The sequence below is a fragment of the Saliniradius amylolyticus genome (assembly GCF_003143555.1).
Lineage (GTDB): Bacteria > Pseudomonadota > Gammaproteobacteria > Enterobacterales > Alteromonadaceae > Saliniradius > Saliniradius amylolyticus.
The window spans coordinates 1220362-1240067 of the sequence record NZ_CP029347.1 but is presented as its reverse complement, the minus strand read 5'-3'; the positions used below and the strand labels follow the sequence as shown (position 1 = coordinate 1240067).

Here is a 19706-nt window from a genome sequence, read left to right as displayed (position 1 = left end):
CTGTACCAACAGTTGCCAAAGTGCTCCCCTGAACTATTTTTATCTTTACTGCGAGTTTATATAGCAGTCTTCTGCCTGAATACCAGAAACCTGTCACTCTTAAGTCATGACAACACTGAGGACACCATGGTCGAAAAGAGCAAAGATACAAAGAGTATTGCCGTATTGATCCCATTTTTCCGGGCCGAGGCGTACTTTGCTGAGTGCCTGGCCTCTGTGTTGGCACAATCACTTCCTCCCGATGAGGTATTGGTTGCCGACGACAACAGTACGCCTCAGTCAAGAGACTTTCTGTCTCAATTTGAACCTCAGATAAAAGTCATCCCTTTGTCATACCAACATGGCCCGGGTAGAGCCCGTAACAAACTGATTCAGGAGGCTCGCAGTCACTGGGTGGCATTTCAGGACTCTGATGATCTCTGGCATCCCAATAAGCTCGAACGGCAACTGGGCTTCCTACTGGAACATCCTGGCTATGCAGGCTGTCATACGGGCGTTCAAACCTTTAATCAACAAGGACCGCTCAATACTTATAACAACAAGCCGGAGCTGTTAACCGTTACAGATCTGATGCACAGCAGTCAGATTCCCCCTCCCAGCTTTTTAGTTAAGCGTGAATGTCTGTTGGCTATTGGTCTGTTCGATACTCGTTTTAAGACCTCTGAAGATTATGATCTATCCATTCGGCTAGTGTCTGCCGGATATCCTATCGGATTTATTCCGGAGGTATTGACCTATGTGCGCAGAGCCAATCACGGCAACATTTCTTCTCAGGGGTTCACAGTGCTGCGTCACCACCTAAAGCTTATGTACAAACATCATACTCTGTTCAGCCAGCAAGGAGTGCCACACTGGCGTCGTCAGTTTATTGGTCAATCCATGCGTCAGGCTGGTGGCAAGGTAGGGGGACTGGCCGGTAAAGCCCTATCCGGGATGGGTCGCCTGCTGACTTACCAAAATGAATGAGAGAGTAGACTGACCCTGGTTCAGACTGCGCAAAAGCTTCAGAAGACATTTATCCGCGATGGGGAGCCTCTGCACAACTGGCAATTCTTTCTTGCTAAGCGCCTCTTAGAACCGGGGGAACGAAAACGACCAACTCGCCAGTTAACTTTGCTTCGGTAGGGCTCCTAACTAATCTAAAAACTCACGGATAAATGCCTGCTCCTCATGGGTTAATAGTGAGCAGGCGGGCTCTGCTGTGAGTAACTGCACAATACGCTCTGGCCATCGAACCTGAGTCCAGCGGGTTCTTGCCTGGTCCGGATCCGGAGGACCTTGATGGTGGCTGAAGGACGACCCACCTCCCTGGCTACTGATAGCGGGCATGCGATCATAACTCAGCATCAATGCTTGCAAGAAACGAGACCGATACTCCCCATTCACCAGCCAGTCATCATAATGCCAGTGTAGCCACTGGTGCTGCTCGGCGTCATGCAACCATTTCAAGCGCCTGATAAAGTGTTTATCAACACGCATATCCCCTCTATCCAGGCCTTGTTCGGCCTGATTCACAGCTCTTTGAATGCGTGAAGCGATGAGATTCAAGCAACTCCGTGTAACAGCAATGGAAACACTGCCTCTGGGAACATAGGGAGAACAGGCGCTCGGTAGCCAGTCTTCCAACGAAATAATGACAAAGCTGGCCTGTTGCCAGCTCTGCCGATATCGCCAGACGATTCGCAGAAGCTCAGCCACTCCAAACCAGTTGGCCTCATTAAACAGTACCGTCCGACCAGTTACGGAGCACGAGAAGCAACCGTCCTGCTCCTCCCAGCTCACCGGTTGACGCTCCAGGGCGTTTGCAAGCCAGTTGATGCAGGCATGGTTGCCGCTGCGCCTAAGCCCTACCACAGTATAGACCTTTTTCGAGCGAAACAGCGCCGAAAGCCACCAGAAGCAGAGCCAGTTAAACGCGTACTTAAGCGGACTCAAGTGCACTCCCTATGAGCAATACTAGCTCTATGGCCGTGGGATATTGCTCCATCACCAACCTTTTAGGGAGTAATAGTTTTGAGAAAGCTGAACCGGGTCGGAGAGCGGATCCCAAACTGGAGTGAACAAAGTCTTCACTTTACCCACCAACCGGGTCACTGTATTGGCAATTGGAATCGGCAAGTATAACCACCGACACAGCAAAAATATTTTCCGACGGAACACCCAGTGATACATGGCCTGCTCGGCGTAAAAGTTATATCCCCAGCGAGACTCAAACAGCCGGGAGCTATGATAGGTAAGCTTAGGCGCCCAACGGAAGAAGAAAAACTTCATGTCAAACCAGGCCATGCGCGTCCCCAGGTTATCGAAAATCACTACGGATTCGGGCTGGGTCACTATAGCGCGCCCCATCTGTCTGATTTGCATTCCAATATCAATATGTTCTCGAATGACCATTTGAGGCAGTTCGATGCTCTGTAACACTTGGGTGTCGAAAAGCACCCCGTGCAACTCAAACATTTCAGAGGAACGCACCTCTTTTGGAATATCCTCAGGCAAGGCACGGCGGAAGTGTTTATCTTCGATAAGATAGTCCTGCCCCTCTACATTAACGATCCGAATCTCATTCGTGTACAGATGGTTTCTGAGACTGGCTCCTTCATCCACCCCAGCTTTCTCCAAGGTAAGTGGGTTGACTATGGCAGCATGCTCGTCGCGTGCTGTTTCAAGCAGCGGGGGTAACCAGTTCTCGGTGACATTGGAGTCATTGTCCAACAGCATTGTGTATGGGGTGTCTATATTGTCTCTTATTTGGCGAATGGCCTGCATGGGGATCACCAACCCGAGTTCGATCACTTCGGCATTAGGCTTATCCGCCAATGTATCGGCGATGCTCTTTTTCAGGTGCTTGGGGTAATCCAAATCCAGAACTTTGAGCTTAAAAGGCTCAGAGGTGCATCGATAGAGGTTGTTAATGCATTCGATGATCCCAGAGTAGCGATCCCGGGGCGTGATAACAACGGTGACCTGTGGCGCATTCATGGCGTAGCCTCGTGCTGAAGTTGTTGAAATTGCTCTAAGTAATTGGAAACCATATGTTGCCTGGAAAAGCGTGTAGCCACTCGCTGATAAGCGGCGGCCCCAAGCCTTTGGCACAGCTCGGCATCGTTTTCCAGTTTAACTATAGCCTCGGCTATGCGTTCCGGAGAGGCCGGTGGCACCAAAATCCCAGTTTGTTGATCCATCACAATATCGGGGATTCCTCCCACATGGGTAGCAATAACCGGTTTGGCCTTGGCCCCGGCCTCAATAAAGACCAGCCCGAAGGCTTCTTCTCTGGATGGCAATAAAAAAATGTCGCAAGCTGTGAGCCACTGCGGCGCGTTATTCAGTTGCCCCAGAAAGCTGACCCTGGTGTTAAGCCCCAGTACACTGGTCAGTTCCAACAGCCGTTGTTGCTCCTCAGAAGAGCCTTCCCCTGCAATGTAGAGATGCGCGCACGAGCCTCGCTCAATAGCCAAGGCCAGTGCCTGAATACTATCCTGATGGCCTTTAATAGCGCCCAGGTGACCCAAACTGAGAATCACAAACTGGTCCTGGTTCAGTGATAACTGCTGACGAATAGCGCTGATCTGCTCCCCATCAGGCTCTGGCCCTACTGCCGTTCCTCCATGAACCACGGCACACTGGTCGGGAGGTAAATCAAGCTGGCTCTGAATCAATGCCATTCGCTCTGAAGATACTGCAATAAACCGGCTAAGGCAGCGCTTTAAAACCCAATTCAACGCTGATGGACGATACCGGCTCACATCTGAACGATGAAAGGTGCCAACAACCGGCACTCCCAGCAAACGCCCCACAACACCAGCGTAAAACTGACTGAGTTCACAATGGGCATGAATCAGTGAGATGCGCCGCTTGCGAATCAGGCGAGCCAACTGAAAAAACAATCGCCAGTTTAGTCCTTCCTTCCTGGGAAGGACTACCACATCATCGAGCTTTATATTGACCGTCGGCGCCTTCAACGAAACGGCTGTAACGGTCTGTCCCTGTGACCGGAGCCCTTCCACGGTATCGCAAAAACGAACTGTGCGTCCGCCCTTATCCAGGCTCTGCACCACTTCCAGTATTCCCATCCCCACTCCTCGAAGGATAGCGTTTCGGCATGGCAATCTGTGCCAGTGCTTTATACACTCAATAACAATATGGATCTGCACCAAGCTTAGCCCAGATTGGACAGTCCGCCACGACAGCAACAAGGAGTTATCAGTGGACGCACATCATGTGGTACACGTTCTATCCAGCCTTAAAGTCGGCGGGGCTGAACGATTCGTCATCGACCTCAGCGAGCTGCAACGTCAGCAAGAAATGTCGGTGTCAATTGCCAGCTTCGGTAATCCGGCAGACCCCCTAGTGGAAGTCTGTGGTCAGCATCAACTGCCGGTCACCCATATCACTGGCAGTTTGTGGGGTAAATACCGTCGCTTATATCACCTGACTCGCAACAACCCCATATTACATGTGCACTCCCCTGCGGCTCTCAGAGCCATGATGCCATTTTTGCTTACCTTAGGACGTCATCTGCGTCTGGTATATACCCGCCATGGTGCCGCTCCACTGGCGGGTAAACGCTGGCAACGCGTGCATAATCTTTTACGTCATCGACTGCATCAGATCACTTTTGTCTCCGAAGATGGCCGCAATCAATTTCTCAGTACTTACCCTTGGGAAAGTCGCCAATGTCAGGTCATCGAAAATGGTATCGCTTTACCGGAAATATCCACCCCTCCCCAGCCCCAAAATCCGATCAGACTCGGGATGGTGGGCCGCTTAGTCCCCATCAAGCATCAGATTGGCTTACTACAGGCGCTGGAAACATTGTCGGAAAGACGACAGCAATTCACCCTGGACGTTTTCGGTGACGGACCTTGTCGTCAGGAACTGGAATCTTTTTGCCAAACACATCTTAGTGACATGGAGGTGCATTTTCACGGTAATGTGTCAGACCGCCACCGCATTTATGACGCTATGGATGTGCTGGTCGTCACCTCTCAGTCTGAGGGTTTATCTATTGCGATGCTAGAAGCCATGGCTCGTCAAATCCCCTGCATCGCCACTGCAGTAGGCGGAAACCCAAGGCTGGTAGAAGATGGTCACACCGGAAGTCTGGTGGACTATGATAACCCGACCCAGCTGGCAAGCCGCCTGAGTGGAATCCAAGAAAATCCCGAACAACTAGTGCGATGGGGGATCCATGCCAGAGAGTGGGTGGCGCGCTATTTTTCCATTGAGCGCACCGCAGCCTGTTACCAGCAAATTTATCAGCAGGGCATTTCAAGATGAGATACGTACTTCAGGGGCTCTTTGTGCTGTTTTGTGCCGCCTTGCTCAGCTTATCGAACTGGCCCGTCAATGATGTCACCCGCCCCCTGCTGCTGAGCTTGCTCTATTTCCCTCGCTGGCCATTAGCACTGGGGTTATTACTGTTACTGGTGGTTATCGCCTATCGGCGACCTTGGTGGCTGACCCTATTCAATACCCTTTTACTGGCCTTGAGTCTAACCGTGTTCTTGGAAATTAAGCTTTCAGCCAGCCAGGCAATCGCAAGCCAGAGGCCAGCAGCGGTCACGATCTTGAGCTTAAATATGGGCGGCCCGACGGACACCCAAAAATTACAGCGAATGGTGGAAACCTATGATGTGGACGTGATGGCATTTCAGGAAACCTCTGAACAGGAAATCTCCGGTCTGTTCCCTGCCCCCTGGCAAACTCACTGCGTATCTCGCCTATGCACCGTCAGCCGCTGGCCACTAAGATATCAAGGAAGCGGTGAGCGCAACCAGGCACTGGACGGCTGGGGACGCTTTGTCGCGTTTTACCAACTGGGGGCAGATAAGCCCGTACAACTGGCGAATGTGCACCTGGAAACGCCCAGAAAAGCCCTAAACCATATTCTCCGGGCCGATGTCAGCCATATTGATGTGATGCTGAATACCAACGAACGACAGCGGCAGGCACAGCAAGTGGCACATTTCCTTGGTTCCGACACGCCGGGATTGGCGGCCGGTGATTTCAATATGGTTCGGCTAAGCCCTTTATATAGCGCCGAACTTGGCCACTACAACAACAGTCTGGCCCTGGCGGGAAGAGGACTGGCTCATACTAAGCTTACCTCTTACCACGGCGTCACCATCGATCACGTGATACACAACGACAAGTTACAAACACACAGCGCTGCTGTCTTAGAAAACCTAGGCGGTGACCATAACCCCATTATCGCCCGGTTAACCCATACTCCCTGACCTTGACTCCGGGAGCTCATCGGAGAGACGACGTACATACCACTGCATAGCCAGTGTCAGTCCCTGCTGGACCCGATACTCAGGTTCATACCCCAACAGCCGCTTTGCCTTACTGATATCAGCCTGAGAATGTCGCACATCACCGGGGCGAAAATCTTCATAACGCGGAGACTGTTCATAAACGATCCCATTTTGCGCCAGTGCTTGGCGCACGTGCTCGAACAACTGATTCAAGCTAGTGCGATCGTTTAAGGCCACATTCATCACTTGATGACCTGGCAACTGTTCATTGGCCGCCGCCAGAATATTAGCCTGAACGGTATTTTGGATGTAACAAAAATCCCGGCTGGTCTCTCCGTCACCATAAATATGAATAGGCTGGTTTTGAATCATGGCTGCTATCCACTTGGGGATCACCGCCGCATAGGCACCGTTAGGGTCCTGACGGGCACCAAACACATTAAAGTAACGCAACCCAACGGACTGAAAACCATAGTTGCGCCAGTAGACATCAGCGTACAGCTCGTTAGTCAGCTTTGTTACTGCATAAGGTGACAATGGATTACCAATCTGATCCTCCACCTTAGGCAATTGAGTATGATCACCATAGGTGGAACTGGACGCCGCATAAACAAAAGCCTTTACCTGACGTTGCCGGGCCGCGTCTAGCACTGCCAGAAAACCATCCACATTGGTTCTGTTTGTGGTCAGCGGGTCTGCCAGCGAACGGGGCACGGAGCCCAGCGCCGCCTGGTGCAGCACATAATCCACACCTTGAGTCAGCTCCAGGCATAACTCAGCATCGACAATATCCCCCTCAATAAAAGTAAAACGCTGCCACTGTGACGCCGTCACTGAAGACTTAACCTCATTCAGATTGTGTCGAAAACCAGTAGCAAAATTATCCAGGCCGATGACGGTTTGCTCCAGCTTAAGCAGTGTTTCCAGCAAATTAGAGCCAATAAACCCCGCCACTCCGGTAACAAGCCATACTTTGGGGTTGGCTCTCAGCTTCCCCTTCACCGCTTCGTATTCCATTGGAGGCTCCTGTTTTACCCTCAGTTTTAAAGGCGCAAATCGACCATTTCACGTGGCAATGCATGCTTAAGGTCATACACCACAGCCACATCTTTACCATAGGAGCGGATCGTCTGCGCTGCCAATTGCTTGAATTCCTTATGCGCCACGGCCAGAATAACCACATCGTAGCCAGCCTGGGTTGGCTCATCAATCAGCTCAATGCCATACTCATGAAAGGCTGCCTGCTTATTGACCAGAGGATCATAGACCTCCACATCAATATCAAAATCTTCCATTTCATGAACCACATCGATCACCCGGGTATTGCGAATATCAGGACAGTCTTCCTTAAAGGCTAACCCAAGCACCAGGGCGCGCGAGTGAAATACCTTTATCTCCTTTTTAATCATCCGTTTGACCAGCTGATGCACCACATGCTTGCCCATATCGTCATTAATTCGGCGTCCGGCCAGAATGACCTGCGGCTGATAGCCAATAGCCTGCGCCTTATGCGTGAGGTAATAGGGATCGACACCGATGCAATGCCCACCAACGAGCCCCGGGCGGAAAGGTAGAAAATTCCATTTGGTTCCCGCCGCCCTGAGCACATCATCGGTATCAATGCCTAGCTTGTTAAAGATGATGGCCAGCTCGTTAATCAATGCAATGTTCAAGTCTCGCTGTGTGTTTTCGATAACCTTAGCGGCCTCCGCTACCATGATGGATTCTGCTTTGTGAGTACCCGCCCGAACGACCGAGGCATACAAGCTATCGATTATCTCGGCCACTTCTGGCGTAGACCCCGAGGTTACCTTCTTGATATCCTTGAACTTATGAGCATTATCCCCTGGGTTAATTCTCTCCGGACTGTAGCCGACGTAAAAGTCATCATTGAGGGTTAACCCGGATACTCGCTCCACCACGGGTACACAGTCCTGCTCCGTAGCACCGGGATAAACGGTGGATTCGTAAACAATGATATCGCCTTTACCGATCACTTCACCCAACATTTGCGAGGCATTGATCAACGGCGACAAATCCGGACGCTTGGAGCTATCTACCGGCGTTGGCACCGTGACAATATAGAAGTTACAGCGACGCAGGTCCGCCAAATCACTGCTGTAGTTAAGGTGCTCGGCCTTGGCCAACTCATCGGCAGAGCACTCTCGTGTCGCATCGACCCCCTCTCGCAATGCCTGGATTCGGGAATCACTGATATCAAACCCCAGGGTGTCATAGGCCTCACCAAAGGCCACCGCCAGGGGCAAGCCTACATAACCTAAACCAATCACACCAATGACATAATCTTGTTTCATGCTGCCTCTTTTGTTGTTATCCAGAGTCCTCAACGTCCCTTACCAAACACGATAACCTCCAGTGTTCGGATCAGGATCAGGATATCGAACATAATGGAGCGATGCTTGATGTAATAGAGATCGAACTTCACCTTCTCAAGCGTATCTTCATCGGTGGAGCCATAAGGGTATTTAAGCTGAGCCCATCCCGCCAGTCCTGGCTTAACGTAGTGACGCTGCGCATAGTAAGGAATAAGCCCGATATACTTTTTCACAAACTCGGGCCTCTCCGGACGCGGGCCCACAAACCCCATATCACCGCGCAGGATATTAAACAATTGCGGCAGTTCGTCGATTCGATATTTGCGCAAGAAGTGGCCTATCCGGGTGGTTCTGTCGTCATTCTCACTGGCAAAGCGAGCTCCGTCTTTCTCGGCATCGGGCCGCATACTACGGAACTTACGGATGCTAAACACTCGTCCGTTCTCACCCACTCTCTCCTGGGTGTACAACACGCTGGCGCCGGTTTTACGACCGTCATCAAGGTAGATACACAAGGCGGTTAATAAGATAATTGGCCATGTGAGCAACAGGATGAACAACGCCAGGCCAGCATTAAAGAAATAGTCAACCGACTCACGGAAATGATTAGAACTGCGAAACCCATTCGAGTAGATCACCCAACTGGGATAAATGAGAGTCACAGCAATCTGACCAGTTTCCCGCTCAATAAAGTCGATAATGTCCGTGATTTGTATACCACGGATCTTAAAGTTAAATAAGGCATCCATCGGCATCGTATTGCGGCGCTGGTCACAGGCGATCACCACTTCCTCAACACCATTTTCAATGACAAAGGAAGTCAGGGCTTCCTCATCAAACTCATAGACTTTTTCTCGCCTTATCAAACGCTCCTTGTCACCCGGTTGCGCCACAAAACCCAAAAGCTCGAAGTCCCGGCGATCCGCTTTGCGCCGCATGCGCTGCTCAATGATTGACGCGCGCTCTCCGGTACCCAACACGATACAACGACGCTTAACAAACCCAAGCCATTGACTGTCGTAAACAATGACCCGGAACAACGTCAACAGGATCAGGCTGATGCTGCTGATCAGCGCCACCGAGTAGTGGTCGAAGGGCTCAAACTGAAAGATATTGAGAACGATGACATCAACTAAAAAATAACTCAGGCCAACGGCCACCAGAATACGGCGAAAGATTCCCCGGCTGCTCTCTCGCAGTCTTAGCTCATAAAGTCCGAGCGATAGCAGGATCAATTGCTGGAGCAGAATAAACAACACGACTTCCACTCTGAAAATATCCGGTAACAGACGGACTTGCTCAGTTTCTACGGATAAATAGGCGACAGAACCGATCCAGACTGCGATAAACAGAACGGCAAAATCCAGGAAAAACAGCTTTCGCGTTTTCGCATGCACATGTGCATGATGGCTGTATGACAGCGGCATGGTATCCCTTAGGTGTGTTGTGCCCTAAATTTCATACTAATAGTCCAAGGGTCAATCGGTGGACAGTAAATATGATGGTTTCTTAAACACTAACTAAAAGATAGACCTAACTTAGTGACTCACAAGGCGTTTTGTGATTTTTTTGGATATAAAGCCAAAGCCAGTTTCACAGCAACAATCTTAGGCCAGCACTACCACAACAACGGCCGTGACAATCAAGGCGACCAGCAAATTCAGTACCACGCCCTGACGGGCCATCTGCTGAATACTGACTTTTTGTGAACTGTAAATAATGGCATTGGGTGCCGTCGCGACCGGCAACATAAAGGCACAACTGGCACTGAGAGCCGCGGGAATCATTAACAACTTAGGATCGATGCCTGCTGCCGTCCCCGCTGAAGCTAAAACCGGCATGAGCAGAGTTGCGGTGGCAGTATTGGAGGTAATTTCGGTTAAGAAAGTTACACTCAGGCACAAAATCAGAACCAACAATGGCAAAGGCAGATGCGACAAACCGCTCAGCCACTGGCCCATCAACTCGCTCAGGCCCGATTGGGTGAACGCTTTGGCGATGCAAATACCACCGGCAAACAGCAGCAGCATGCCCCATGGGATATCACTGGCAGTTTGCCAGTCCAGTAACTTGCCTTTGTGCCCCGAGTCATTTTTAGACTCACCAGAGGGCACCAGAAACATGGCCACTACCCCGGCAAGCGCAATGGTGCTGTCACCAACCGTACTCAAGCCCAGCCACTGAGTCCAGTAAGGACGGGTGATCCAGGCAAGTACCACCATAGCAAACACCCAAAGCGTGCGCTTTTCGATAGCTCGCCAGGGACCAGGCTCAGGCAACCTTAGCTCACTCCGCCCCGAGAGTCCTCGTGTCAGCCATAAGGCCATCAGTGGAATGCCGATGAATACCACCGGCAGACCAAAGGACATCCACTCAAGGAAACTCATTTCCAGCCCCTGAGTTTCCTTATAAATGCTGATAAAGATGATATTGGGTGGCGTACCGACCGGCGTTCCCACACCACCCAGACTCGCCGCATAAGCAATACCCAGCAGCAAAGCCACCGACAGCGTTTTGTCGTTGCTTGCTTGCAACACCGCAATAGCCATCGGCAATAGCATCAAGGTGGTGGCAGTATTAGAGATCCACATCGACAACAGTGCAGAAGTCAACATAAACCCCAGCACGATGCGCTTGGCGCTGGTTCCGCCGGTCAGTCGAATCATGTAGTAAGCCAACCGGCCATGGACTCCTGAGTATTCGATCGCCTTTGACAACATAAAGGCTCCCATCAACAGCAGGATCACATGACTGCCCAGCGCCGATGCCGCCTGGTTGTAATCTAGCACGCCGGCTAAAGGAAAAGCCGCAAAGGGGATCAAAGATGTGGCCGGAATGGGCAGAGCTTCGGTCACCCAATAAAAGGCCGTCAACAAAGTTATGGCGGCCGTCAGACTGATGATCAGAGGTTGCCCGGCCCAGTGCAACACCGCCAATAACGTTAGAGCCGATAAAGCCCCTAATAATATATAAGGGGGCCGAACTCGTGCCTTACGTAAGTGCCCTTCCAAAGTTTATTCCAACCCCAAACTATCCAGATATTGCTGAGGCTGATCAAACTGAATGCCCACGCTGAGACCTTCTTGAGAATCGTACTTTGAGTTTTTGATCTCACCGCTAATGGCCTCATCCAAGCCTAATTTACTGTCAAACAGATGGATGTGAATAGGCATATGATTGACCTTCTTTCCCTTATAACTGGCATCAAATACAAAGCGGCAACCGCTATTGGAGATATCCTTAACCGTGCCCTCCAATGCTTTCGCCTTGGCTTTCTTTGGCTGAATACTGGCCTTGAGACTAATGGCCACCCGCTTACTTGAACGTAAGGCACGTCGGTGAATCTCATTGGGAAAGGTAAGAAACATGAGTCGGTCAGGGTGACGTACTAACTGCATAATCTGGGATTTAAACGCAAAGCAGTCCCCCATTTCATCTTCGATGATATAACGACAGACCACTACCAAGCCTCTGGCCTCGCCTTCGGCTGGCAACATCTCTTCGTCAAAGCGAACTATCACATACTTGCCCGGCACCATCCCCACCAATTTGGTCATATGGCGGTTGCTCAGGCTATCCAGCAACTGTAACTCAACCTTCAGGCCGATCTTAAATTGAGACAACAGCTGGCTGTCTTGCAGCAGTTGTTCTCGCTTAATAATGGAATCCAAAGACCACTCCTACTACGTCACACGTTGTCGACTACCAAGGCAATACTTGTCCCTGCGCATGCCAGAATGTCCCCGAGTTCTCCATGTTTAGTTGTGCAATTCTCTGCATCAGTCCCTGCGCCGAGTATTCTGCCGTCACGTCTCCGTTATGATTAACCATATCAGTCTGCACATAGCCCGGATGCAATATGGCCACTGCTATTCCCTTATCGGCCAGATCCCGGGAAAGTGAAACCCCGGCGGCATTCAACGCAGCCTTGGACATCCGATAGCCGTACCGACTGCCAGAACCATTATCTCCCATTGATCCCATACGACTGGTGATAAGAGCGACCTTGCTGCCCGCCTTAAGATTCGGCAACAATGCCTGGGTGAGCTTCAACGGCCCCAGCGCATTCACCCGAAACTGGCGTTCCATGCTGGCAACATCCAGATCGTCCAGAGTTTCACGCCCCAGAATGCCCGCATTGTTTACGAGTGTATCGATAGTCACGCCCTGTAGCGGGGCCAGAGTCTGAGATAACCGCTCAAAATCGCTAATATCCACACCTTCAATCACCTCAGCGCCACTGTTCTTCAACGCTTCTGAAGCCGCACGACACAAGCCATATACCCGATGGCCCTGCGCCAGATAAGCTTGTGTCATAGCCAAGCCTATGCCTCGATTCGCGCCGGTAATCACCACATTCGCCATCACTGATTCTCCTGTTATTGCTCAAGCCGGACCAGATCTTCTGGTGTATCTACCCCTACAGGCGGCGCTTCTCGAGCAATATCCACATGGATCTTCTCACCATGCCAAAGCACCCTGAGCTGCTCAAGAGATTCGATCTGCTCAATTCCCGACGGACTCATATTCACATATTGCTGAATAAATCCGGCCCGGTACGCATAGATACCTATATGACGCAGATAATAGTCCCCAACTTCATCAATGGTGTCTTCGTCCATAAAACGAGCCCGATCATACGGAATGGTTGCGCGGCTAAAATACAGCGCATAACCAAGCTTATCGGTGACCACTTTAACAACATTAGGATTAAACACTTCCTCTACTTGGTTAAGAGGCACTGCCAGGGTCGCCATTTCGGCGTCCCGATGCTGATATAAGTTCTCTGCCACCTGCTGAATGTTAGCCGGTGGTATAAACGGTTCATCCCCCTGCACATTCACCAGAATGTCCTCGGACCCGAGCTTAAGCTTATCGACTACCTCCGCCAATCGCTCGGTTCCCGACTCGTGATAGCTTGCCGTCATACACACGTGACCACCAAAAGCCGTCACGCACTCCGAGATTCGACTGTCATCGGTGGCCACAATGACCCTCTCGGCACCAGACTCGTGGGCTCTTTCAACCACATGCTGAATCATGGGTTTGCCCTTAATCTCCGCCAGCGGCTTACCCGGGAAGCGAGTCGAGCCATAACGAGCCGGAATGATCACCGAAAATTTCATGCCCTTTTCACCTGCTCAGCCTCGTCCAAAGTCAGGTTCCGGGCCTCACTTTCCAGCATCACGGGGATGTTCTCTTTAATGGGAAACGCAAGGCGATCGAACAGACAGATCAACTCCTGTTGCTCACCATTATCATATAACTCCACTTTGCCCTTGCATAAGGGGCAGGCCAAAATGTCCAGAAGCTGTTTATCAAAGGCCATTATCGTTTTGCATCCTTAGTTCGCTTATTCGTTTTCAGACGTTGCAACAGTTGTTGCTTAAACTGCTCACTTAACTTAGCACTCACGGGTAAATACCACCATTGGGAACGGGCAAAGGGACGGCATTTTACTGCGTCTTTTTCGGTCATCAGTACCACATCATCGGGCAGATCACTCTCACAGAAGGGGTGATGATCCGAGAAAGCCCGGGCTTCACTTAAACGCACCCCTTTACTTTCCAGCAACTTAAAGAAGCGATCAGGATGACCAATCCCCGCCACAGCCATCACCGGCCGATTCAAACTCGCCAGAGAACGGGTCTGGTTCGGATACTTTACATTCACCAGTTGCCCCGACTCTAGCGTCATCAGGTGCTCGCCCGCCTTGGCGGTGCCACCGTTGACGACCACAAAGTCGCTCTGCGAAAGACGCCAGGCTCCTTCTCTGAGTGGCCCCATTGGCAACAAATACCCATTACCCAACCGCCGCTGACCATCGATTACCACAATTTCAATATCCCGTTGTAACCGGTAGTGCTGCAAACCATCATCAGAGACAATCACATCGCAGCGATGCTGTTCCACTAAATATTGGGCACCGCGCACCCGATCCGGATCCACCACCAGAGGGCACGGCAGATGCTGGCGGATCAGCAACGGCTCATCACCTACGACTCTCGGGTTGCTGTCTTTGGCAACCGTTAACGGGTAGTGGGGTGCCTTTCCACCGTAGCCACGACTGATCACGCCAGGGTGATAGCCCTGCTGGCGTAACCACTGGCACAGGCGGATCACCATTGGCGTTTTTCCCGTTCCGCCAACAGTAATATTACCGACTACAATAACCGGTGCCGATACACGACAGGACTTTTTCAGCCCCTGACGATAAGCCCAGCGTCGACAGGCGGACAACAACCAAAATACGAGTGCCAGAGGAGCCAGTAACCACAACCAGAACGAGCCCTGATACCAGCCTTTTTCTAACCAGTTCATCGCCCTAGCCCTTAAATTGCATCTTATAAAGCTGAGCATAGATTCCATCGGCCTCAAGCAGGCTCTGATGGGTGCCCGACTCCTGAATCTGGCCATGATCCATCACCAGGATCTGGTCAGCGTTCTCGATGGTCGATAAACGGTGCGCCACCACAATGGCGGTGCGATCTTGTTGCAGTTTTTCCAACGCATCCTGAATCAAACGCTCCGATTCAGTATCCAGTGCCGAGGTGGCTTCATCCAGAATCAATATGGGCGCATCACGTAAGATAGCCCGAGCGATGGCGATTCGCTGACGTTGACCACCGGAGAGCATCAGGCCATTCTCGCCGACCATTGTATCCAGTCCCTCCGGTAATTCATCTGCAAATTCCATAACATGGGCCACCCGAGCCGCCTCGATGATCTGCTCGCGGCTCACCTGTTGCTTGGCGCCATAGGCAATATTATTCGCAATCGTATCGTTAAAGAGCGTGACATGCTGAGACACCAGCGCAAACTGGCGTCGTAAATCCTGCAAACGAATATCGTCAATGGCATTGCCGTCAATGTTCACTTGCCCTTCCGTGGCGCTGTAAAAGCGCGTCATCAAGTTAGAAATCGTCGATTTACCACTGCCTGAACGGCCCACCAGAGCCAAGGTAGTGCCGGCCGGCACATGAAAACTAACGTTCTCTAAGGCCGGTTGAGATTTATTTGGATAGTAAAAAGTTACCTCATCAAAACGAATTTCACCCTTAACTCGCTCCAGCGACTTTGTGCCACGATCCACCTCTGGCTGCTCGTCCAATACCTCAAAAATACTGCTACAGGCTGCCATCCCTCTCTGGAACTGACTGTTGACCGTGGTTAATTGCTTTAACGGCTTTAATAACATGGTCATACAAAACACTACCGTGGTAAAAATACCGGCGGTAAGCTGTTCCAGCATCTGTGGCAAGCTCGAGATATACAGCACCACTGCCAACGCCACTGAGGCGATGATTTGGATCGACGACTCGCTAAGAATACGCGAGACGATAAGCTTCATATTATGCTGGCGGTTGCGATTGTTTCGCTCATTAAAACGCTCGGCTTCCAGCTTCTGCCCGCCGAACATCAGTACCACCTTATGTCCCTTGATCACCTGCTCTACCGTATTGGTCAGGCTTCCCATGGCCAACTGAATATTCTTACTGACCACCCGAAAACGCTTACTGACCACCGATACGATCACCGCCACCAGCGGACCTATCAGCAAGAAGATCAGCGACAGACGCCAGGAGTAGTAAAACATCACCGTTAGCAGCCCAATAACCAGTGCGCCCTCTCGCACCAGCACCAGTAACGCCTTACCGGCAGCGTTGGTAACCTGCTCGGTGTCATAGATCACCTTGGAAATCATCTTTCCGGAGGAGTGGTTATCGTGGAAGGCCACCGGCAGGTGCATAAACTTCTCAAACAATTGCTGGCGCATCCGCATGACCACCTGATTGGAGATCCAAGACAACGTATAGGCACCCATAAAGTTAAACAGACCGCGTAAGATAAAAACGGGGACCACAAAGTAAGCAGCCATACGCAGATATTCGTACTTGCCGTTAACCAGGCTCTCATCGATCAACGGCTTAAGCTGTGAAAACACCCAGGCATCCAGCGCCGAATACCCAATCATACCGACGATGGCCACGGCAAATGCCAGCTTAAAATCGCTCTGGTAATGTAAAAATCGCCTTACTATTGACTCTTCAGGGGCAGTCTTTGTCATTGAATTCGCTATTATTATTCCGATACGCCCGGACGATGGGCAAGATAGCGTCTATTGTAACCGCCATAGCCCTAATCCCCAACTGTTAGCTAATCAGCGCCGGGGGTGGTACCAGTAAGGCGCCAGATCACGGCGATAGGTCAAGACTTGCCATCTCCCGTCCGGGTAAAATCTTAGCCGGATCTGTCCCTGTCGATGGGTGCTGAGGGTGTTAATATTCTGCTGCCGATAGCGCTGTACCACCCCAGCCCGAGGAAAATCCCAGCGATTGGCAAAGCCAGCGCTGAACAAAGCCAGCTCGGGCAATACCCTAATAATAAAACTATGACTTGATGAGGTATTACTGCCATGGTGCGGCACCAGCAAAACGGTAGCGTCCAATACCTCATTCGCGCCAGACAGCAGCGCCAGTTCCTCGGTCTTACCAATATCACCGGTCAACAGAACACTGTGGTTTGGCCCTGTGATGTTAAGGACACAGGAGTCTGCATTATCACTGTCGTGCACCGGCCCCGGTGGCCATAACACCCTTAAGGTCAGTCCCTGCCATTGCTGCTGCCAGCCCCTGATACAATTATCCTCCGGCGTTAATAACTGAGCTACCGGCATATGGGAACGTAATATATCCAGTCCGCCGCTGTGGTCATTATCGCTGTGACTGATAAACACATGATCAAGCCGGGTAATTCCTTCATGATGCAGCAACGGCAATACATGACTGTCGATCGCGTTATAGCCACTGGGATAGGCAGGCCCCGTATCATATAAAAGCGCCCGGCTACCGGATTGAACGATAACGGACAGCCCCTGCCCCACATCCACCAAGTCCAGTTGCCAATAAGGGGCCTTGGCGGGCAGTAGATAACTGATTAACGGCAGGCAGAGTATCAATCCCCAACCACGATGTAGCGGCAATGGGGGCAACAAAAACCACACCAGGGCCAACGCCAGACACAGCCAGACCGCCCCCGATACCTGAGACAATAATGTGCTGGATAAATCCCAATGATGTAACGTCTGAGCGCCAGTCATCAACCAGTCCAGCAATGCCCCTAAGGCTTCAAAGCCTACGAGAGCCCCGCTTGGCCAAAACATCAAGCCCACCACCAGCAACAAGCAGGCAGGTACTATGAGCAAGCTCACCACAGGCACCGCCAGAGAATTAACCAGCGGCGCCAGCCAGGAAACAACGCCAAACTGCCAAACCACCAGTGGCATCATCAGTACGCTGAGCCCCAATTGCAGCTTGATCAGGTTAATCATTGCATTAGCCAGATTCCAACGTCGGCGCCTCGTCGGCCAGCGCCAGAATATAAACCCGATGATCACAATGGCCCCAAAGCTTAGCCAAAAACTCAGGCTGTAGAGACTCAGTGGAAACAGCAGCAAAAATACCGTCACCGACACCAGTAAGAATCGCCGCGGGGACCAATATTGCCTGAATATCACCAAAGCACCGAACAGCACCAACATCAACCAGGCCCTGAGCACCGGCAACTGAAACCCGGATAAGTACGCATACCCCAGAGTTACCGCAGCAGCCCCCAGTAAAGCAGCACTGTGACCGTTAAACCACTGGCGTTGGCGCATTAAGAAACTCAGACCCCAGGCCAAAACTGCATAGCCGAGACCAGCGACAATCCCAAGATGCAAACCAGAAATGGCCACTAGGTGCGAAAGCCCCAATGATTGCAGCAACTGCCAGTCTTCATCCTGCAGAAGGCTTCGCTCACCCAGCGATAAGGCCAGTAGCCAGCGTTTAGCCGGCAACTCTGACTCCTTGAGACGATTCACCCAATACTGTCGCCACTGATACTCACTATTTAACCACCGGTTGTTCTTATCCGATTTCACATAACCTGTGGCCACAATGCCGTTGGCCAGCAACCAGCGCTGATAATTAAAGCCGCCTAAATTAAGTGAGCCATGGGCGGGTTTGAGCTTTACCCAAAGCCGCAGGTTTTGGCCCGAATAAACCGGATCCGGTGGGTAGCGCCAGCTGAGTCGCAACGCAGGAGCGACTCCACGGACTGACAGCCCGTTAAAACGTGTCAGCTCAAGCGTAAAGCGCGCTCGGTGTTTATCGTTGGCAGCCGAGACAACCTGCCCCTCAACCCAAAGCGGCTGCTCTAACTCTACCTGTGGCAGTTGCCAAGAGGCATACCAATGGCCTACACTCGCCGCCCAGACAATACCGGCCAGCAAACCGGATAAGATGAAACGCTTAAGGCCCAGGCACACACAGGCTGTAATGCCCATTGAGGCGACAAGCCAGACGGGAGGCAACTGATACCAAATCAGGGCCGATACGTTGGCGATAATAAAACTGAAAAGCCATCTATCCATAATGCGCTTGCCGATGAGATCCCTTCGGGTGTCGTGCTACTCTGAGAATGCTATGCCTAGAAAATTTATTAGACGTTTTTTACCAGATCATCAAAAAATACGTGAACAGCGCGCGCTGGCCGTATTCGGCACGCTATTGCACGACGCCAACCTATGGCATCTCAATCGCCGCTCGGCCGCTGGCGCCTTTGGTATTGGCCTTTTCTTCGCGTTCTGGCCAGTGCCTTTCCAGATGTGGCTGGCTGCAGCCTTAGCCATTCCCTGCAGGGTAAATTTGCCATTATCCGTCGCCACCGTCTGGATCACGAACCCCTTGACCATGCCACCCATGTTTTACGGCGCCTACCTGGTGGGCGTCTTTGCCCTGGGTGAGGAAATTCAAAGTTTTGCTTTTGAGCTTAGCTGGGACTGGGTGGTACAAAGCATCAGCACCATCGGGCCGGCATTTTTGGTAGGCTGCGGCATCTGCGCCATCGTCGCGGGGCTGGCCGGATATTTTGGTATGAATTTGCTCTGGCGCTGGTCGGTGGTGAGACACTGGAATAAACGCCGAGCACAACGAAAATCGGCGTCTTCTGATAGCTGATACCGCGTACCCAAAGTGCCGGGCTCCCCAGAAACGGTGCTAAAGTCTAAAAACAAAGAGAAACGATAGAGGAACTTCTCCCCTTAGCTAACCTCTATTGTTGCATTGCT

At 51.4% G+C, this 19706-nt stretch carries 18 protein-coding genes; 4 read left to right on the top strand and 14 right to left on the bottom strand.

Annotated features, from left to right (window positions below):
• Positions 1-126 precede the first annotated feature (126 nt).
• Positions 127-966, top strand: a complete 840-nt coding sequence (locus tag HMF8227_RS05830; RefSeq protein WP_109339279.1) for a glycosyltransferase family 2 protein — start codon at positions 127-129, stop codon at positions 964-966.
• A 168-nt stretch (positions 967-1134) separates the two neighbouring features.
• Here HMF8227_RS05830 and HMF8227_RS05825 read toward each other — a convergent pair whose 3' ends face one another.
• The 3 genes from HMF8227_RS05825 to HMF8227_RS05815 are packed head-to-tail and all read right to left on the bottom strand — an operon-like array spanning position 1135 to position 4073.
• Positions 1135-1935: a hypothetical protein gene (locus HMF8227_RS05825; RefSeq protein ID WP_109339278.1), complete on the bottom strand. Its 801-nt coding sequence runs from the start codon at positions 1933-1935 to the stop codon at positions 1135-1137.
• A gap of 51 nt (positions 1936-1986) precedes the next feature.
• A complete protein-coding gene (locus HMF8227_RS05820; RefSeq protein WP_109339277.1) occupies positions 1987-2979 on the bottom strand; it encodes a glycosyltransferase family 2 protein in 993 nt (330 codons plus the stop codon).
• On the bottom strand, positions 2976-4073 hold the full coding sequence (locus HMF8227_RS05815; RefSeq protein ID WP_162558508.1) for a glycosyltransferase family 4 protein: 1098 nt from the start codon (positions 4071-4073) through the stop codon (positions 2976-2978). Before HMF8227_RS05815 ends, HMF8227_RS05820 begins: the two co-directional genes overlap by 4 nt.
• Positions 4074-4206: 133 nt before the next feature.
• Here HMF8227_RS05815 and HMF8227_RS05810 point away from each other — a divergent pair, with 133 nt between their 5' ends.
• Complete coding sequence (locus tag HMF8227_RS05810) at positions 4207-5280, top strand: glycosyltransferase family 4 protein (protein WP_162558507.1); 1074 nt, start codon at positions 4207-4209, stop codon at positions 5278-5280.
• Positions 5277-6239 carry an endonuclease/exonuclease/phosphatase family protein gene (locus tag HMF8227_RS05805; RefSeq protein WP_109339274.1) on the top strand — a complete coding sequence of 321 codons (963 nt, stop codon included), beginning with the start codon at positions 5277-5279 and terminating at the stop codon, positions 6237-6239. Before HMF8227_RS05810 ends, HMF8227_RS05805 begins: the two co-directional genes overlap by 4 nt.
• On the opposite strand, the gene HMF8227_RS05800 is transcribed toward HMF8227_RS05805, so the two are convergent.
• The 11 genes from HMF8227_RS05800 to HMF8227_RS05750 form a co-directional block, all read right to left on the bottom strand.
• The gene (locus tag HMF8227_RS05800) at positions 6222-7277 is read right to left on the bottom strand and encodes an SDR family oxidoreductase (protein ID WP_109339273.1); all 1056 of its coding nucleotides are present in this window, start codon (positions 7275-7277) and stop codon (positions 6222-6224) included. The two genes, HMF8227_RS05805 and HMF8227_RS05800, sit on opposite strands and share 18 nt — an antisense overlap.
• Before the next feature lie 26 nt (positions 7278-7303).
• The gene (gene tviB / locus HMF8227_RS05795; protein ID WP_109339272.1) at positions 7304-8575 is read right to left on the bottom strand and encodes a Vi polysaccharide biosynthesis UDP-N-acetylglucosamine C-6 dehydrogenase TviB; all 1272 of its coding nucleotides are present in this window, start codon (positions 8573-8575) and stop codon (positions 7304-7306) included.
• 29 nt (positions 8576-8604) lie between these two features.
• A complete protein-coding gene (locus HMF8227_RS05790) occupies positions 8605-10017 on the bottom strand; it encodes a TIGR03013 family XrtA/PEP-CTERM system glycosyltransferase (protein WP_420820553.1) in 1413 nt (470 codons plus the stop codon).
• Positions 10018-10203: 186 nt separating this feature from the next.
• Positions 10204-11607 (bottom strand): SLC13 family permease, encoded by a 1404-nt coding sequence (locus HMF8227_RS05785; RefSeq protein ID WP_420820520.1) that lies wholly within the window; start codon positions 11605-11607, stop codon positions 10204-10206.
• Positions 11608-11610: 3 nt separating this feature from the next.
• Entirely contained in the window at positions 11611-12267 is a 657-nt protein-coding gene (locus tag HMF8227_RS05780; protein WP_109339270.1) for a PilZ domain-containing protein, read from the bottom strand.
• 31 nt (positions 12268-12298) lie between these two features.
• The gene (locus tag HMF8227_RS05775) at positions 12299-12961 is read right to left on the bottom strand and encodes an SDR family oxidoreductase (RefSeq protein WP_109339269.1); all 663 of its coding nucleotides are present in this window, start codon (positions 12959-12961) and stop codon (positions 12299-12301) included.
• Positions 12962-12975: 14 nt separating this feature from the next.
• Complete coding sequence (kdsB, locus tag HMF8227_RS05770; protein ID WP_109339268.1) at positions 12976-13722, bottom strand: 3-deoxy-manno-octulosonate cytidylyltransferase; 747 nt, start codon at positions 13720-13722, stop codon at positions 12976-12978.
• A complete protein-coding gene (locus HMF8227_RS05765; protein ID WP_109339267.1) occupies positions 13719-13925 on the bottom strand; it encodes a Trm112 family protein in 207 nt (68 codons plus the stop codon). The genes kdsB and HMF8227_RS05765 overlap by 4 nt, the downstream gene beginning before the upstream one ends.
• Positions 13925-14917 (bottom strand): tetraacyldisaccharide 4'-kinase, encoded by a 993-nt coding sequence (gene lpxK, locus HMF8227_RS05760; protein ID WP_109339266.1) that lies wholly within the window; start codon positions 14915-14917, stop codon positions 13925-13927. Before lpxK ends, HMF8227_RS05765 begins: the two co-directional genes overlap by 1 nt.
• Positions 14918-14921: 4 nt before the next feature.
• Complete coding sequence (gene msbA, locus HMF8227_RS05755; RefSeq protein ID WP_109339265.1) at positions 14922-16664, bottom strand: lipid A export permease/ATP-binding protein MsbA; 1743 nt, start codon at positions 16662-16664, stop codon at positions 14922-14924.
• Positions 16665-16757: 93 nt separating this feature from the next.
• Positions 16758-19010, bottom strand: coding sequence for a DNA internalization-related competence protein ComEC/Rec2 (locus HMF8227_RS05750; RefSeq protein ID WP_109339264.1), 2253 nt, complete (start codon positions 19008-19010; stop codon positions 16758-16760).
• A 52-nt stretch (positions 19011-19062) separates the two neighbouring features.
• On the opposite strand from HMF8227_RS05750, the gene HMF8227_RS05745 reads away from it, so the two are divergent.
• Entirely contained in the window at positions 19063-19596 is a 534-nt protein-coding gene (locus HMF8227_RS05745; protein WP_109339263.1) for a DUF2062 domain-containing protein, read from the top strand.
• The last annotated feature ends 110 nt before the right edge of the window (positions 19597-19706 follow it).

Bases quoted from the DNA above. Each gene is read 5' to 3' on its own strand.
- tviB (WP_109339272.1), bottom strand. From the start codon at position 8,575: ATGAAACAAGATTATGTCATTGGTGTGATTGGTTTAGGTTATGTAGGC.
- msbA (WP_109339265.1), bottom strand. From the start codon at position 16,664: ATGACAAAGACTGCCCCTGAAGAGTCAATAGTAAGGCGATTTTTACAT.
- HMF8227_RS05800 (WP_109339273.1), bottom strand. From the start codon at position 7,277: ATGGAATACGAAGCGGTGAAGGGGAAGCTGAGAGCCAACCCCAAAGTA.
- HMF8227_RS05805 (WP_109339274.1), top strand. From the start codon at position 5,277: ATGAGATACGTACTTCAGGGGCTCTTTGTGCTGTTTTGTGCCGCCTTG.
- HMF8227_RS05745 (WP_109339263.1), top strand. From the start codon at position 19,063: ATGCCTAGAAAATTTATTAGACGTTTTTTACCAGATCATCAAAAAATA.
- HMF8227_RS05750 (WP_109339264.1), bottom strand. From the start codon at position 19,010: ATGGATAGATGGCTTTTCAGTTTTATTATCGCCAACGTATCGGCCCTG.
- HMF8227_RS05830 (WP_109339279.1), top strand. From the start codon at position 127: ATGGTCGAAAAGAGCAAAGATACAAAGAGTATTGCCGTATTGATCCCA.
- lpxK (WP_109339266.1), bottom strand. From the start codon at position 14,917: ATGAACTGGTTAGAAAAAGGCTGGTATCAGGGCTCGTTCTGGTTGTGG.
- HMF8227_RS05820 (WP_109339277.1), bottom strand. From the start codon at position 2,979: ATGAATGCGCCACAGGTCACCGTTGTTATCACGCCCCGGGATCGCTAC.
- HMF8227_RS05775 (WP_109339269.1), bottom strand. From the start codon at position 12,961: ATGGCGAATGTGGTGATTACCGGCGCGAATCGAGGCATAGGCTTGGCT.
- HMF8227_RS05815 (WP_162558508.1), bottom strand. From the start codon at position 4,073: ATGGGAATACTGGAAGTGGTGCAGAGCCTGGATAAGGGCGGACGCACA.
- HMF8227_RS05765 (WP_109339267.1), bottom strand. From the start codon at position 13,925: ATGGCCTTTGATAAACAGCTTCTGGACATTTTGGCCTGCCCCTTATGC.
- kdsB (WP_109339268.1), bottom strand. From the start codon at position 13,722: ATGAAATTTTCGGTGATCATTCCGGCTCGTTATGGCTCGACTCGCTTC.